The organism is Brevundimonas sp. D3-1P (assembly GCF_055809335.1).
Genome location: NZ_CM147908.1, coordinates 2113544 through 2128607, shown reverse-complemented (window position 1 = coordinate 2128607; position 15064 = coordinate 2113544). Strand labels below are relative to the sequence as shown.

13 protein-coding genes are annotated in these 15064 nt (G+C 69.2%); 8 read left to right on the top strand and 5 right to left on the bottom strand.

Going from position 1 to position 15064, the window contains the following annotated elements; translation table 11 throughout:
* Nucleotides 1-44 precede the first annotated feature (44 nt).
* Together AC0L6G_RS10835 and AC0L6G_RS10830 are read right to left on the bottom strand one after the other, a co-directional pair.
* On the bottom strand, nt 45-503 hold the full coding sequence (locus AC0L6G_RS10835; protein ID WP_293828501.1) for an OmpA family protein: 459 nt from the start codon (nt 501-503) through the stop codon (nt 45-47).
* Nucleotides 504-633: 130 nt separating this feature from the next.
* Entirely contained in the window at nt 634-984 is a 351-nt protein-coding gene (locus AC0L6G_RS10830) for a YMGG-like glycine zipper-containing protein (protein WP_291539474.1), read from the bottom strand.
* A 129-nt stretch (nt 985-1113) separates the two neighbouring features.
* Between AC0L6G_RS10830 and AC0L6G_RS10825 the strand changes: the two genes are divergently transcribed.
* Nucleotides 1114-2049 (top strand): diacylglycerol/lipid kinase family protein, encoded by a 936-nt coding sequence (locus AC0L6G_RS10825; protein WP_291539472.1) that lies wholly within the window; start codon nt 1114-1116, stop codon nt 2047-2049.
* Complete coding sequence (locus AC0L6G_RS10820; RefSeq protein ID WP_291539470.1) at nt 2049-2900, top strand: metallophosphoesterase family protein; 852 nt, start codon at nt 2049-2051, stop codon at nt 2898-2900. The genes AC0L6G_RS10825 and AC0L6G_RS10820 overlap by 1 nt, the downstream gene beginning before the upstream one ends.
* Before the next feature lie 170 nt (nt 2901-3070).
* Here AC0L6G_RS10820 and AC0L6G_RS10815 read toward each other — a convergent pair whose 3' ends face one another.
* Complete coding sequence (locus AC0L6G_RS10815) at nt 3071-4516, bottom strand: AMP nucleosidase (protein WP_291539468.1); 1446 nt, start codon at nt 4514-4516, stop codon at nt 3071-3073.
* Between the two features lie 147 nt (nt 4517-4663).
* On the opposite strand from AC0L6G_RS10815, the gene AC0L6G_RS10810 reads away from it, so the two are divergent.
* From AC0L6G_RS10810 to recQ, 4 genes are all read left to right on the top strand, one after another.
* Nucleotides 4664-5914 (top strand): multidrug effflux MFS transporter, encoded by a 1251-nt coding sequence (locus AC0L6G_RS10810; RefSeq protein WP_293828504.1) that lies wholly within the window; start codon nt 4664-4666, stop codon nt 5912-5914.
* Between the two features lie 82 nt (nt 5915-5996).
* Complete coding sequence (locus AC0L6G_RS10805) at nt 5997-7949, top strand: M1 family metallopeptidase (protein ID WP_293828506.1); 1953 nt, start codon at nt 5997-5999, stop codon at nt 7947-7949.
* A gap of 802 nt (nt 7950-8751) precedes the next feature.
* Nucleotides 8752-9729: a complex I NDUFA9 subunit family protein gene (locus AC0L6G_RS10800; protein WP_293828042.1), complete on the top strand. Its 978-nt coding sequence runs from the start codon at nt 8752-8754 to the stop codon at nt 9727-9729.
* Between the two features lie 97 nt (nt 9730-9826).
* Nucleotides 9827-11716: a DNA helicase RecQ gene (gene recQ, locus AC0L6G_RS10795; protein WP_293828041.1), complete on the top strand. Its 1890-nt coding sequence runs from the start codon at nt 9827-9829 to the stop codon at nt 11714-11716.
* A 6-nt stretch (nt 11717-11722) separates the two neighbouring features.
* Here the strand turns inward: recQ and AC0L6G_RS10790 are convergent, their stop codons facing one another.
* Complete coding sequence (locus tag AC0L6G_RS10790; RefSeq protein ID WP_293828040.1) at nt 11723-12163, bottom strand: hypothetical protein; 441 nt, start codon at nt 12161-12163, stop codon at nt 11723-11725.
* Between the two features lie 138 nt (nt 12164-12301).
* Between AC0L6G_RS10790 and pgi the strand changes: the two genes are divergently transcribed.
* A complete protein-coding gene (gene pgi / locus AC0L6G_RS10785) occupies nt 12302-13909 on the top strand; it encodes a glucose-6-phosphate isomerase (RefSeq protein WP_293828039.1) in 1608 nt (535 codons plus the stop codon).
* A 54-nt stretch (nt 13910-13963) separates the two neighbouring features.
* Here pgi and AC0L6G_RS10780 read toward each other — a convergent pair whose 3' ends face one another.
* Nucleotides 13964-14392, bottom strand: coding sequence for a hypothetical protein (locus AC0L6G_RS10780; protein WP_291539454.1), 429 nt, complete (start codon nt 14390-14392; stop codon nt 13964-13966).
* Between the two features lie 356 nt (nt 14393-14748).
* Here AC0L6G_RS10780 and AC0L6G_RS10775 point away from each other — a divergent pair, with 356 nt between their 5' ends.
* Nucleotides 14749-15036 (top strand): co-chaperone GroES, encoded by a 288-nt coding sequence (locus AC0L6G_RS10775; RefSeq protein ID WP_122466564.1) that lies wholly within the window; start codon nt 14749-14751, stop codon nt 15034-15036.
* Nucleotides 15037-15064 lie beyond the last annotated feature (28 nt).

Sequence of the window (15064 nt, the reverse complement as noted above, 5' to 3'; positions counted from 1 at the left end):
GGACCGACCTCTAACCCCTCCGTCCCCCGCGCGCCATCGTCGGCTTAGCGCGGCAGGGCCTCGATGATCACCTCGGCGCGACGGCGCAGCAGCTCGTCCGCGCCCGACGGCGTCACGGCGCCCGCATCGCCCACGGCGTTCAGTTCAAAGGCCGGGGCGGGCATCCCGGCGCGGGCCAGGGCGTCCGCCACCGCCCGCGCGCGCCGCTGCGACAGGCTCAGATTGACGTCCGGCGCGCCCGTGGCGTCGGCCAGGCCGATCACGCGCACGCGCTGGATGCGGCAGTCCCTGGCCTTTTCGGCGGCGGTGTTCAGCAGCAGGGTCGCCGCATCGGTCAGCCGCGCCTGGTTCTCCACGAAATAGACGTCGAACCGGCCCGAGGCGCAGATCGATTCCCCCACCACCAGGTCCGTCCGCTTCGCCGTCGGCGCACAGGCCGCCATCCCCGCGACCGTCAGCGCCGCCAAGCCGATCCGGCCCGCAGCCCCTTTCGCAAACTTCATCTCAGCCCTCCCGCCGGCGAACCGGCCCAATATGCCCCAATATGCAAAGAGGCGGCCTGTCCGTGGACAAGCCGCCTCTTCGACGTGGTGCCGGTCCGCGCGTCCCGCGATCCGACGCGTTTCGAAGCGGTCAGTAACGACGCTGGCCGTTGTCCCAGTAACATTCGTCCTGGCGGTTGTCGTAGCAGTAGTAGTAGCGGCCCTGGCTGTCGCGATAGCGCTGCTGGTTGTTGCGGTCCTGGCTCGAACCGCGGATCGCGCCGGCCGCGCCGCCCAGGGCGCCGCCGATCAGGGCGCCGGTGGCTGCGTTGCCGCCGCCGACGTTGTTGCCGATGATGGCGCCGGCGACCGCGCCGAGGCCGGCGCCCACCGCGCCCTGGCGGACGGTCTGGTTCGGGCCGCTGTTGTAGCCGTACGGGTCGCTGGCGCAGGCCGAAGCCAGCAGCCCGGCGCCTGCAATCGCGATGATCGCCTTGTTCATGGTGAAATCCTCTTGCCTGGGTGTCGCCCCTTGAGCCCAAACGTGATGTCCCGGCATAGGTTCCCCCCGTCAAGCGAAATATGGCTACGCTTGTTCGGAACGGGCGGGGCTGCAAGGCGTTCGGCCGACATGACCGATGTTTCGACCCCGCCCGCCCATGCCGCGGACACCCGCGCCCTGACGCCGCACGCGCCGCTGAAGCAGGCGGTGATGCTGGTCAATCCGCTGTCGGGCGGCGTGGGGCCGCGCGCGGTCGCCGAGGCCGAGGCGATCCTGGCCGACTACGATCTGGAGGCCAAGGTCGTCACCCTGGAGGCGGGGGCGTTCGACGAGGCGATCGCCGAGGCCTTCGCCGCGAGGCCCGACGTCATCTTCGTGCTGGCCGGGGACGGGACCGCGCGCTCGGTGGCGTCAAAGGCCAAGCCGAACGGCCCGATGATCGCCCCCCTGCCGGGCGGCACGATGAACATGTTGCCCAAGGCGCTTTACGGCACGGCCGACTGGAAGCTGGCGCTGAGGCGGGCGCTGGAGGAGGGCGAGGCCCAGTCCGTCTCGGGCGGCGAGGTCCAGGGCGAGTATTTCTACTGCGCGGCCATCCTGGGGTCGCCCGCCCTGTGGGCGCCGGCGCGCGAGGCCATGCGAACCGGGAAGATCAGACTGGCCTGGCAATACGGTCGGCGCGCGCTGAAACGCGCCTTTTCCGGCCGGTTGCGCTTCACCCTGGACGGCGGCGACAAGCGGCGCTCGGAGGCGCTGGTGCTGATCAGCCCGATGATCTCCAAGGCGATGGAGGAGCCCGTCGGCCTGGAGGCGGCGGCGATGGACCCGTCGGACGCGACCCAGGCCTTCCGCCTGGCCGCCAACGCCCTGTTCAGCGACTGGCGCCACGACCCCGCCGTCTCGACCCGCCCGGCCCGGCGGATCGAGGTGCGGGCGCGCTCCAGAATCCCCGCCGTGATCGACGGCGAGCCGCTGCTGCTGAAGCCCGAGGCCGTGATCCGCTTCGTGCCCAAGGCCTTCAAGGCCCTGGCGCCCAAGCCGCCGTCGGCCGAGGACAGCCTGTAATGGGGCGCATTCTCCAGTTTTCCGACGTCCATTTCGGATGCGAGCACAAACACGCCTGCGCCGCCGCCCTGGACTACGCTCACGCCACGCCCAACGATCTGGTGCTGATCACCGGCGACATCACGCAGAAGGGCTTCCCGGACGAGTTCAAGGCCGCCGGGGCCTGGATGCGAGCCATGCCCGAGCCGCGCTTCGTCATCGTCGGCAATCACGACGTGCCCTACTGGGACGCGGTGGCGCGGATCTTCCATCCCTGGCGCGCCTTCGAGACGGAGACGGGCTTTCCCGCCCACGACGGCCAGTTCCGCAGCGATGCGGTCATGGTGCGCGGCGTCGTCACCGCGCGCGGCTGGCAGGCGCGGCCCAACTGGTCCAAGGGCGTCATCGACCTGGACCAGACGCGTCGCGCGGCCGAGGCGCTGCGCCAGGCGCCCATCGGCGCGCTGCGAATCCTGGCCTGTCACCATCCGCTGATCGAAATGGTGGGCACGCCGATGACCGGCGACGTCAAGCGCGGCGACGAGGCGGCCCTGATCTTCGCCGAGGCCGGGGTCGATCTGATCATGACGGGCCATGTCCATGTCCCCTTCGCCATGCCGATCCCGCTGGCGGACCACTGTTCCTATGCGGTCGGATGCGGAACCCTGTCGCACCGCGAGCGGGGCTCGCCCCCCGGCTTCAACCAGATCGACTGGGACGCCAAGACCATCACGGTGACGGCCCTGGCCTGGGATGGCATGCGCTACAGCTCGCAGCAGGTCTGGCGGCTGCCGCGTCGTCAGGACACCCGCAAGGCCGCCACCGCCCCCAGTCCGGTCGAGCCCGGCGAACTGGAGAAGGCGGCGGTCTGAAAAACCGGATGCCCGTCTCCTCCCTGCTTCGCGGGGAGGTGGCGCGGCGCGGCTTCGCGCCGTGACGGAGGGGTTGTCCGCAGCATCACCGCCGCCTGTGGGACTTCAAGAGCCCCTCCACCCCGCTTCGCGCGGTCTCCCTCCCCACAGGTGGGAGGAGACGGCCGAGATCACCGGAACGGCGGCTCGTCGAAGGCGCGCAGCTTGCGCGAGTGCAGGCGCGGGCCTTCGCGCCGCATCAGATCCACCGCCTGGATGCCGATCTGCAGGTGTTCCGAGATCGAGCCTTCGTAGAAGCGGTTGGCCTGGCCCGGCAGCTTGATCTCGCCGTGCAGAGGCTTGTCGGACACGCACAGCAGGGTGCCGTAGGGCACGCGGAACCGATACCCCTGCGCGGCGATGGTGGCGCTTTCCATGTCGATGGCGACGGCGCGGCTCTGGTTGAAGCGCAGGGCCGATTTGGAATAGCGCAGCTCCCAGTTCCGGTCGTCGGTGGTGACGACGGTGCCGGTCCGCAGGCGCAGCTTGACCTCGTCGCCCGGCATGCCGCTGACCGACTTGGTGGCGTCGTAGAGGGCGCGCTGCACTTCGGCGATGGACGGGATCGGGATGTCCGGCGGCAGCACCGCGTCCAGCACATGGTCGTCGCGCAGATAGGCGTGGGCCAGGACGTAGTCGCCGATGGTCTGGCTGGCGCGCAGGCCGCCGCAGTGGCCGATCATCAGCCAGACGTGCGGCCGGGTGACGGCCAGGTGGTCGGTGATGGTCTTGGCGTTGGACGGGCCGACGCCGATGTTGACCAGGGTCACGCCCTTATGGTCCGGCGCGGTCAGGTGATAGGCCGGCATCTGGTGCTTCTTCCAGGCCGTGTCGCTGATCGCCGTCTCGGGGTTCGGCGTGTCGCGGGTGATGATGACGCCGCCGGCGCAGGACAGGGTCTCGTAAGGGCTGTCGGGCGACTGCAGCTGTTCGATGGCCCAGCGCACGAACTCGTCGACATAGCGATTGTAGTTGGTGAACAGGACGTAGGACTGGACGTCGTCGACCGGCGTGCCCGTATAGTGTTTCAGCCGCGCCAGCGAGAAGTCGGTCCGCAGGCCGTCGAAGTGCGACAGGGGGAAGTCGCCGCCCATCTCGAACAGGCCGTCGGCGATCTCGTCGCCGATATGGGCCAGGTCCGTGGTGGGAAACCAGCGCGCCAGGGCGGCCGTCATCGACCGGTCCAGCGCGACCTCAAGCCCGTCCGTCACATAGGGGAAGGGGATTTCCTGGCGCGACAGCCCGACCTCGAACGCGGCGTTATACTCCTGCTCCAGCAGACCCAGCTGTTCGGTCAGATAGGGGCGGAAAAGGTCCGGCCGGGTGACGGTGGTGGAATAGCTGCCCTGTTTCGACAGCCGGGCGTAGGCGCGCGGCTCCAGGTCCTGGGGGCGATCCCCGTCCCAGCGGATGCGAAGTTCGGGATAGGCGAACACCCCGTCGGCGCGCTTTAGCGGATCCGGCCGCTCGCCGGTGGCGACGAAGTCCCGCACGGCGTCGCGCAGGTTGGTAACGGATCGGGTGTAGAGGGTTTCGAGGCGGTCCAGCGCCGCCTGTGCTGTCATCTGTTCTGTCATGACTTCCTCTAGCGAAGCTTCTTGGCTTTGGCGAGGCGTCCGGGGTTCAATCTGGATTTCAGCGTGCGACCTCGACTTCCCTGCATCGCAGCAATTTATGACAGGGCTGCGGTTGCGAAATCCGGCAGGAGCGGGCATCTGGCCGCGATGTCGTCTTCCGTCGCGTCAGCCCCCGCCAAGAAGGATCTCGGCTTCGTCGAGTTCGTCTGCCTCATCGCCCTGATGATGGCGCTGAACGCCCTGGCGATCGATTCCATGCTGCCGGCCCTGCCGCACATCGGCGACGAGCTGGGAGTGGCCAACGCCAACAGCCGCCAGTGGGTGGTCACGGCCTATCTGCTGGGCTTCGGCGGCGCGCAGCTGATCTATGGGCCGTTGGCCGACCGGTTCGGCAGGAAGCCCGTCCTGCTGTTCGGCGTGGGCGTCTATGTGGTGTTCAGCCTGCTGGCCACGCTGGCGCCGACCTTCGACACCCTCATCCTGGCCCGCATCGGCCAGGGCCTAGGCAGCGCCTGCACCCGCGTGCTGGCCGTGTCCATCGTGCGCGATCGGTTCGAGGGGCGGACGATGGCCCGGGTCATGTCCTTCAGCTTCCTGGTCTTCCTCGGCGTGCCGATCCTAGCGCCGTCCATCGGCCAGGCGATCATGCTGGTCGGTCCGTGGCGCTGGATCTTCGCCGGCCTGGGCCTGATCGGCGTGGGCCTGATCGTCTGGGCGGCCCTGCGCCTGCCCGAGACGCTGAGGCCGGAGGATCGACTGCCGATCCAGTTCCGTCGCCTGGCCTCGGCCTATCGCATCGCCGTCACCGACCGGACGGCCGTCGGCTACACCCTGGCCATGACGGCCATCACCGGGGCCCTGTTCGGCTTCATCAACTCGTCCCAGCAGATTTTCGCCGACGTCTTCCACGCCGAGGCGGCCTTCCCCGCCATCTTCGCCCTGATCGCGGGCGGCATCGCCGTGGCGTCGCTGGTCAATGCGCGCCTGGTCGTCAGCCTGGGGTCGCGCAAGATTTCGCACACGGCCCTGATCGGCTTCACGGCCGTTTCCGCCGTCCACGCCGTGGTGGCGATCAGCGGCCACGAATCGATCTGGACCTTCGCCGTGCTCCAGACCCTGACCATGTTCTGCTTCGGCCTGATCGCCGGCAACTTCGGCGCCATGGCCATGGAGACGATGGGCCATATCGCCGGCACCGCCGCCTCGATCCAGGGCTTCGTCTCCACCATCGCCGGTTCGCTGCTGGGCTTTGCGGTAGGCCAGCAGTTCGACGGCACGACGGTTCCGATGGCGGCGGGCTTCACCCTGTTCGGCCTGATCGCCCTGGGGTGCGTCCTGTTCGCCGAGCGCGGGCGGCTGTTCCGGTCGCATCACCTGCCGCCGATCAAGGCCGCCTGACGCGGGTTTCGCGAGGCTTGATCTTTCCGGCGTTTCCGCGCGTTGTCCGGCCAATCGCAACGGTCAGCTCAGGAATGCCTCGATGACGCGCAAAGCGCTCGGTCTCGTCTCCGCCCTCGCCATCGCCGCCGCCTTCGGGGTCGGCGCCTGCTCCACCACGGCCGGCGGCGCGTCCCTGGCCCCGCCCGCGGTCGCCCCCGCGCCGGGGCCGGAGGCGGTCGACACCCACACCTACGCCCGGCCCGAGATCGCCCGCGTGGTCGATGTGGCCCTGGACCTGACCGCCGACTTCGACGCCCGGACCCTGTCGGGGACGGCGACGCTGGACATCCTGGCCGCCCCCGGCGCCAACGAGGTGATCCTAGACATCAAGAACCTGGACATCCAGGACGTGCGCGACGCCGCCGGCCAGCCGCTGCGCTTCGTCGTCGGCGGCGACGACGCCATCAAGGGCCAGCCCCTGACGGTCTATTTCCCCGCCTTCGCGGAGAACGAGCGGCGCAAGATCGTGGTCCGCTACGCCACCCGGCCCGACGCCTCGGCCCTGCAGTGGCTGAGCCCCAGCCAGACGGCCGGCGGCCGGAAGCCCTATCTGTTCAGCCAGGGCCAGGCCATCCTGACCCGCACCTGGGTGCCGACCCAGGACAGCCCCGGCGTCCGCCAGACCTATTCGGCCCGCATCGTCGCCCCCGACGACCTGACGGTGGTCATGAGCGCCGACCACCTGACCCCGGACGGCGAACCGGCCGGTCCCGGCAGGAAGGCCTGGCGGTTTCGGATGAACAATCCGATCCCGCCCTATCTGATCGCCCTCGGCGTCGGCGACATCGCCTTCGCGCCCTTCGACCGCCGCACCGGCGTCTGGACCGAACCCGGCCGCCTGGCCGCCGCCCAGTGGGAGCTGGAGCCGACAGCCCGGATGGTCGATGCGGCCGAGAAGCTTTACGGCCCCTATCGCTGGGGCCGCTACGACCTTCTGGTCCTGCCGCCCTCCTTCCCGTTCGGCGGGATGGAGAACCCCAAACTGACCTTCGCCACCCCGACCATCGTCGCCGGCGACCGGTCGCTGGTGTCGCTGGTGGCGCACGAGCTGGCGCACTCCTGGTCGGGCAATCTCGTGACCAACGCCACCTGGAACGACTTCTGGCTGAACGAGGGGTTCACCACCTATTTCGAGAACCGCATCATGGAATCGATCTACGGCCACGACCGGGCGGTCCAGGAACAGGTGCTGAGCTGGGACGGGCTTCAGGACGAGCTGAAGACCCTGCCGGCGCCCGACACCCGCCTGCATCTGGACCTGACGGGCCGCGATCCCGACGACGGCATGAACACCATCGCCTACGACAAGGGTTCGGCCTTCCTGCGCACCATCGAACGGATCGTCGGCCGGCCCAGGTTCGACGCCTGGCTGCGCGGCTATTTCGACCGCAACGCCTATCGCCCGATGACCACGGCCATGTTCCTGGACGACATCCGCGCCCATCTGGTGAAGGGCGACGCCGGTCTGGAATCCGAACTGCAACTAGACGCCTGGGTCTATCAGCCGGGCCTGCCGTCGAACGCGGTCGCGCCCGTGTCGGACGCCTTCACGCCCGTTGACGCCGCCGCCGTGGCCTTCTTCAAGGACCAGGGACCGGCCTCGGCCATCCCGTGGGGCGACTGGAACACCCAGCAGCGCCAGCGCTTCCTGGGCTGGCGGCCCGAGGGGCTGCGCGCGGGCGCCGACTGGCTGACCGCCGCCCAGCTGGCCGATCTGGAGCGGACCCTGAACCTGGCCGACGAGGGCAACAGCGAACTGACCTTCGCCTGGCTGCAGATCGCCCTGGCCCATCGCTATCGGCCGGCCGTCGCCACGGCCGAAAAGTTCCTGACCAGCCAGGGCCGGCGCAAATTCGTCCTGCCCCTGTTCCAGACCCTGTGGAACGAAGGCGACTGGGGCCGCCCCATCGCCCGCCGCATCTACGCCGAGGCCCGGCCGCTGTATCACCCCGTGACCAGCGGCTCGGTCGATCAACTGGTCGGCCGCCCGTAAGGTCGGGGAGGCGTCTCCTCCCAAATCGTGGGGAGGGGAAACCGCGCAGCGGTGGAGGGGCTCTTGACGTCCCACAGGCGCAGTTGATGCGGCCGAGAGCCCTCCGTCACGGCCAAGCCGTCCACCCGCCTCGTCATCCTCGGCCTTGTGCCGAGGATCCATACGCTCGGTCTCAAAGGTCGGGGCACGGCGGCGGACACCGGGATTATGGATCCTCGGCACAAGGCCGAGGATGACGGGTTTCAATGCCAGCCATCACAATGCGGCTGGTCCATCACCAGCCAATTCAACGACCTATCGAATTATCTCCCCCATCATCCATCCCCCCTCCGAAACGCGCGTATTCTCACCCCGTCTCGTCGCATCGGAGGGCTCGTAAGGCCTGCGACCTTGCGGCGGCGGGAGCGGATGGAACGGGAGCGGGTCTGCAACGGCCCGCGCCGACATCGACTCATGGAGCGGTGTCGGAGGGTCGAGGGGGATACTCGGCCGCACTCGGGACAGCCCTTCGCAGGGGCTGCCGACCCGTCGCAGGCTTATGGGGTTAGGCGATAAGACCGCCACCGCTCGGCGCCCCGAGCTTGCAGGCCAACCAACCGCGCGGAGCGTCGAACTTCGTCGAAACGGTACTTACAAACTCATACTCCGGGCGAAGGCCCGGCGCTCCGCCCAGCCCTCCAACTTCGCAGCCGTCCGGCGCGAAGCCGATCAACCGCGTCCGTCCAGTGAATATGCGGCCTCCGTTGCGGCGCGGCGCCCCATCGGCTATCCCGCCGACACCGCTTTTCACTGGAGCTTTCCCATGGCTGACCTCGCCCCCGGCGTCGTGACACTCTTCGGAGGATCGGGCTTCATCGGGTCCCAGGCGGTGCGCGCCCTGGCGCGGCGCGGCTGGCGCATCCGCATCGCCGTGCGCAACCCCGTCCTGGCCATCGAGATCCAGCCGCTGGGCGATCCGGGCCAGATCCAGTTCATGCGCTGCGACGTCACCGACGCCGCCGATGTGGCCGCCGCCGTGCGCGGCGCGGACGCCGTGGTCAATCTGGTGGGCGTCCTGCACGACGCGGGCGGCAAGCGCGGCTTCGACGCCATCCACATCGGGGCCGCCAGGACCGTCGCCGAGGCGGCCAGGGCGGCCGGCGTGAAGCGTCTGGTGCAGATGTCCGCCATCGGCGCGGACCCCGCCAGCCCCTCGGCCTACGGACGCACCAAGGCCCAGGCCGAGGCGGCGGTCCGCGCCGTCTATCCCGATGCGGTGATCCTGCGCCCCTCCCTGGTGTTCGGCGCCGGCGACAGCTTCCTGAACCGGTTCGCCTCCATGGCGACGATCTCGCCCTTCCTGCCGCTGATCGGCGGGGGCCAGACGCGGTTCCAGCCCGTCTATGTCGGCGATGTCGCCGAGGCCGTCGCGCGCGCCGTGATCCGCGCCGACGCGGCCGGCCGCACCTTCGAACTGGGCGGGCCGAGCGTTTGCACCTTCCGCGAAGTGCTGGAGCTGGTGCGGCGCGAGACCGGGCGGGACCGCCTGCTGGTCTCCGTGCCCTTCGCCGTGGCCAAGCCGTTGGGTTCGCTGTTGGAGCTGAGCCGGTTCGTCGGCCTGACCCCGCCCCTGACGCGCGATCAGGTGCTGATGCTGGAGCGCGACAATGTCGTGGCGCCGGACGCCCTGGGCCTTGCGGCCCTGGGCGTGGAGCATCCGACCGGCATGGCCGCCATCGCCCCCTCCTATCTGTGGCGCTACCGCGTCGGCGGCCAATTCGCCGAAGCCCCGGCGCACTGAGCGGGTTGCGGATTAATCCCCATCCGATGCGACCGCAGGCCGCATTTCGCGGTCTGCGGGACTTCGCTTGCGGGAACAAAGAGCGCACAGATTCAGGATGCCGGCCACGCAGCCCCAATTCTCCCCGACCGATACGCCTGACCTGAACGACGCGCGGGCCCTGCTGTCGCGCGTCTGGGGTCACGCCGACTTCCGCGGGCTGCAGGGCAAGGTGGTGCGGACGATCCTATCCGGCGGCGACGTGCTGGCCGTCCTGCCGACCGGCGGCGGCAAGAGCGTCTGTTATCAGATCCCCGCCATCCTGCGGCCGGGCCTGGGTCTGGTGATCTCGCCCCTGATCGCCCTGATGACCGATCAGGTCGAGGCGCTGAAACAGCAGGGCGTGGCCGCCGCGCGGCTCGATTCCGGCGTGTCCCTGGACGAGCGTTCGGCCATCTGGGCGGCGGCGCGGGCGGGCGAACTGGACCTGCTCTATGTCTCGCCGGAAGGTCTGGCGGCGGGGGCCATGCTGGACCGGCTGTCCGAACTGTCCGCCCAGAACGGCTTGTCGCTGATCGCCATCGACGAGGCCCACTGCGTGTCTCAGTGGGGCCACGACTTCCGCCCTGACTATCGCAATCTGGGCCTGCTGGCCGAGCGGTTTCCCGACACGCCCCGCATCGCCGTGACCGCGACGGCGGACGCCCGAACCCGCGACGACATCCTGCGCTCGCTGCGGCTGGAAGAGGCGACCGTCTTCGTCGACAGTTTCGCGCGTCCGAACCTGCAACTGTCGGCCGAGCGCAAGGAGAGCGCCTCTCGCGCCAAGACCGACGCGCGGGTCATCGAACTGGTGCGCGAGCGGCGGGGCAAGTCGGGCGTCGTCTATTGCGGCAGCCGCGACGGCTGCGACCGCGTGGCCCAGGCGCTGCGCGACGCCGGGACCAACGCCATCGCCTATCACGCCGGCATGGATGCGAAGGAGCGCGACCGGCGCCTCGAACGCTTCCTGGCCGAGGAAGGGGCCGTCATGGTGGCCACCATCGCCTTCGGCATGGGGGTGGACAAGGCCGACGTCCGCTTCGTCATCCACGCCGATCCGCCGGGGTCGCTGGAAGCCTATTGGCAGGAGATCGGCCGGGGCGGGCGCGACGGCGAACCGGCCGAGGGCATCACCCTGTACGGCCCGTCCGACATCGCCTGGTCATTGCGCCGGCTCGACAGCCGCCCGATGGCCGAAGAGGTCAAGTCGGTCCAGGTGCGAAAGACCCGCCAGCTGTTCGCCATGCTGGACGGGGCCGTCTGCCGCGCCCAGGCCGTGCGCCGATACTTCGGCGAGACGGATGCGGCCCCTTGCGGCGTCTGCGACATCTGCGGCGACCCGCCCCAACTCTATGAGGCCACCGTCCCCGCCCAGAAGGCGCTGGCGGCGGTGCAGCGGCTGGGCGGGCGGTTCGGGCGCAATCGCGTGGTCGACCACCTGACGGCCCGCACCAGGGACGTGCAGCCGTGGGAGCAACAGCTCTCCACCTGGGGCATAGGGCGCGACATCTCGCTGACCTCGTGGCGCGAGATCGTCGATCACCTGCTGTTCGAGGGCCTTCTGGTCGAAGACCCCAACGACGGCAAGCCGCTGGTGGGTCTCGGCGACCCCGAGGCCGTGCGCGCAGTCTATAAATCCGAACGCCGGATCGAGGTGCGCCGCGCGCCGCTGCGGGCCGACGCCCCCCCGCGCCGTCGCGACCGTTCGGGCGAGGGGCGAAACGCCGCGCTGGAGACGATGGACGCCGATGTCCGCGCCCGGTTCGAGGCCTTGCGCGCCTGGCGCCGCGACCGCGCGGCGGAACAGCACGTCCCGCCCTATGTCATCTTCCAGGACAAGACCCTGCTGGAGATCGCCCACGCCGAGCCGGGCGACATGGCCAGCCTGGGCGCCATTTCCGGCGTCGGCCAGTCCAAGCTGGATCGCTATGGCAAGGGGGTGCTGGACACGCTGGCCGCCCTTTAGTCCGCGTCAGACTTCGGGCTTGGGCGGGGCGGTGATGACTTCGACATTGTCGTTCAGCAGATACGACAGTTCCGACAGGGCTGTGGCGCGTTCGGCCGGGCTGGCGGCGGCCTGAACGGCGGCGACCTTCTTGGGCATGTCCTCGGAAATGCCGCGCAGGATGCATTTCAGATCGCCGTCCGTGCCGCGTTCCTTCAGGATCAGGTGGCCCTGCATGTCGAGCGCGGCCAACTGCTCGGCCTGGGCCTTGAAGCCGACGAAGGCCTGGCTGGTGAAGAAGGCGGCGTCGTCGGCGGCCTTGGCGGCCGCCCAGCCGTCCACCACGGCCTTCAGGCTGTGGGAGCGCGAGACGATGTCGGCGAACAGCGGCTCGCCCGCCACCGAGATCGGCGCGCCGGGCGCGGCCGCCGGCTGTTCGGCGGCCAGGGCGACGGCCGGATTGGACATCGCGAGCGCGATCGTGAGAGCAAGGCCGCAGGACATTGAGGTGACTTCCTGTTTCATCGTCGGCTGGGACGTTGAACCTGAATACGCCCCAGCCGTAAACGAGTGTTTACCCTGACTTTCCGCCTGATGGAGCCGACGATGACGACCGACGCCGCCTGGACCGCCTTCGACCAAGCCGCCGCCGAGGCCGCCCGCACGCGGATCGTGGATCAGTTCGTGGCTGATCCCGACCGGCTGTCGCGGATGTCGGTCGAGGCGGCGGGGCTTTATCTGGACCTGTCGAAACAGAGCTGGACCCGCGCGGCCTTCGACGCCTGTCTGGACCTGGCCCGCGCCAGCGACGTGGAGGGGCGTCGCGCCGCCCTGTTCGCGGGCGAGGCCGTCAACCTGACCGAAGGGCGGGCGGTGCTGCACCCGGCCCTGCGCGCCGCGCCCGGCGCTGCCTTCAAGGCCCTGGGCGAGCCGGTCTCGGCCGAGGTGGACGCCGTGCGGGCGGACATGAAGGCCTATGCCGACGCCGTGCGGTCCGGCGTCGAGGCGGGGGCGACGGGCAAAAAATTCGACGCGATCGTCCATGTCGGCATCGGCGGGTCGGACTTGGGGCCGCGCGTCGTCTGGGACGCGCTTCGCCCGCTAGACCCCGAGATCGACCTGCGCTTCGTGGCCAACATCGATCCGCGCGACATGGCCGAGGCCCTGACCGGCCTTGATCCCGAAACGACCCTGGTCGTGGTCGTGTCCAAGACCTTCACCACCCAGGAAACCCTGGCCAACGCCGAGGCGGCCAAGGCCTGGCTGGCCGCTTCCTTGCCTTTCGAAGGCATGACGAAACACTTCATCGGGGTGACGGCGTCGCCGGACCGGGCGGCGGCCTTCGGCTGCGGCCGCACCTTCGCCTTCAGGGACTGGGTCGGGGGACGCTATTCCCTGTGGTCGGCGGTCAGCCTGTCGTGCGCCATCGCCCTGGGCTGGGACGTGTTCGAACAGATGCTGGCCGGCGCCGCCGAGATGGACGACCATTTCGTCTCGGCGCCGCTGGAGAGGAACGCGCCGATCCTGCTGGCCCTGGCCCAGGTCTTCAACGTCGATGGTCTGGACCGGCCGGCGCGGACGGTCGCGCCCTATGCCCATGCGCTGCGTCGCCTGCCGTCCTTCCTGCAACAGCTTGAGATGGAGTCGAACGGCAAGCGGGTGCATCGTGATGGTGCGCCGGTGACGCGTCAGACCTGCCCCGTCGTCTTCGGCGAGCCCGGCACCAACGGTCAGCACGCCTTCTTCCAGCAGATTCACCAGGGGCCGGAAGTCGTGCCGGCCGAATTCGTGATCGTCGCCAGGACGCATGAAGATGCGCCCGAGTCGCCCCTCTGGTCCAACGCCCTGGCGCAAGGCCAGGCCCTGATGACAGGCAAGACGACCGAGGCGGCCAAGGCGGAAGGCCTGGCCCAGGGCTTGTCGGATGACGAGGCGGCCCGCCTGGCGCCCCACCGCACCTTCACCGGCGACCGTCCCTCGACCGCCATCGTCATGGACCGGCTGACTCCCCGGACCCTGGGCGCCCTTTTGGCCCTCTACGAGCACAAGACCTTCGTCGAGGGCGTGATCTGGGACATCAACAGCTTCGACCAGTGGGGCGTCGAACTGGGCAAGGTGCTGGCGAAGGCGATCCTGAAGGATGTCGACGCTGGCGGTCCTTCGGCCGATCTGGACCCCTCCACGGCGGCCCTGATGACACGGCTGATGGGATAGGGAAAAGGGCCCGGCCTTTCGGCCGAGCCCTTCCGGTTTCAAGCGACGGCGCGCTTACCAGCGGCGGTCGTAGCGATAGTCGCGACGGTCGTCCCGGCGATAATCGCGACGGTCGTAGCGGGAATCGTAGCGGCGACCGTCGTAGCGGTAGTCATAGCCCGAACGGCTGCGGTCGATGCCGTGCTCGCGCTCCCAGTGGCCCTGGTTGCGGTAGCAGCGACCGCCACGATAATATTCGCAGCCGGAACCGCGATTGCTGGCCACGGCGCCCAGGGCCGCGCCGGCCAGGGCGCCGCCCGCGATATAGCTGCCGTCGCCGTTGCCGTAGATGGCGCCGGCCAGGCCGCCCACCGCCGCGCCGATCAGGGCGTTTCGCCCGGTGTCGTCGCGGTCGCGGGACTGGGCCGAGGCGGGGGCCGCCATCAGGCTCATGGCCATGACCGGCGCGGCGACGACGGCGGTGATCTTCAGCAGCTTGGACATATCCGTCTCCTTATGTTTCGGGGTCGGCGCCTTTGGAAAGCGCATCGACGTTGAGACGGTTCTAGCCGTCCGCATCTGAACGCACCGCCAGACCGTCGTTCATCGTGGGTTCACCCTGCCGACCCCGCGTCACAGCCGCGACCCGGGCGCAGGCCTGGCCGCGCGACCGGCGGACGGGCAGCCGATGTGGATTTGTCGCATTTGTTTCGCGTGTTCCGCCTTGACGGTTTCGGCGTCCGCTCCTACTTGCGCGGTGTTGGCACTCTCGCCGGTCGGCTGCCAAAACGGCGATCGCGAGAGGACCCGTTCACCGTTTCAGAACGCCCCGATCCGGGGGTTTTACAGGGAGAAGTCCGATGGCGTTCCGTCCGCTCGGCGACCGCGTGCTGGTCAAGCGCGTTGAAGAAGAATCCAAGACCAAGGGTGGGATCATCATCCCCGACACCGCCAAGGAAAAGCCGCAGGAAGGCGAAGTCGTCTCCGTCGGCCCGGGCGCCCGTGACGACAAGGGCGTGGTCAACGCCTTGGAACTGAAGGCCGGCGACCGCATCCTGTTCGGCAAGTGGTCGGGCACGGAAGTGAAGATCGACGGCGAAGACCTGATCATCATGAAGGAATCCGACGTCCTGGGCGTGCTGTCCTAAGCACCCGCGTCGACGACCTTCTTCAACG

Excerpts from the sequence above, each read along its gene's own strand:
- pgi (WP_293828039.1), top strand. The coding sequence starts at position 12,302 with ATGACGACCGACGCCGCCTGGACCGCCTTCGACCAAGCCGCCGCCGAG.
- AC0L6G_RS10805 (WP_293828506.1), top strand. The coding sequence starts at position 5,997 with ATGACGCGCAAAGCGCTCGGTCTCGTCTCCGCCCTCGCCATCGCCGCC.
- AC0L6G_RS10810 (WP_293828504.1), top strand. The coding sequence starts at position 4,664 with ATGTCGTCTTCCGTCGCGTCAGCCCCCGCCAAGAAGGATCTCGGCTTC.
- AC0L6G_RS10835 (WP_293828501.1), bottom strand. The coding sequence starts at position 503 with ATGAAGTTTGCGAAAGGGGCTGCGGGCCGGATCGGCTTGGCGGCGCTG.
- recQ (WP_293828041.1), top strand. The coding sequence starts at position 9,827 with ATGCCGGCCACGCAGCCCCAATTCTCCCCGACCGATACGCCTGACCTG.
- AC0L6G_RS10820 (WP_291539470.1), top strand. The coding sequence starts at position 2,049 with ATGGGGCGCATTCTCCAGTTTTCCGACGTCCATTTCGGATGCGAGCAC.
- AC0L6G_RS10830 (WP_291539474.1), bottom strand. The coding sequence starts at position 984 with ATGAACAAGGCGATCATCGCGATTGCAGGCGCCGGGCTGCTGGCTTCG.
- AC0L6G_RS10815 (WP_291539468.1), bottom strand. The coding sequence starts at position 4,516 with ATGACAGAACAGATGACAGCACAGGCGGCGCTGGACCGCCTCGAAACC.
- AC0L6G_RS10790 (WP_293828040.1), bottom strand. The coding sequence starts at position 12,163 with ATGTCCAATCCGGCCGTCGCCCTGGCCGCCGAACAGCCGGCGGCCGCG.
- AC0L6G_RS10800 (WP_293828042.1), top strand. The coding sequence starts at position 8,752 with ATGGCTGACCTCGCCCCCGGCGTCGTGACACTCTTCGGAGGATCGGGC.
- AC0L6G_RS10825 (WP_291539472.1), top strand. The coding sequence starts at position 1,114 with ATGACCGATGTTTCGACCCCGCCCGCCCATGCCGCGGACACCCGCGCC.
- AC0L6G_RS10780 (WP_291539454.1), bottom strand. The coding sequence starts at position 14,392 with ATGTCCAAGCTGCTGAAGATCACCGCCGTCGTCGCCGCGCCGGTCATG.
- AC0L6G_RS10775 (WP_122466564.1), top strand. The coding sequence starts at position 14,749 with ATGGCGTTCCGTCCGCTCGGCGACCGCGTGCTGGTCAAGCGCGTTGAA.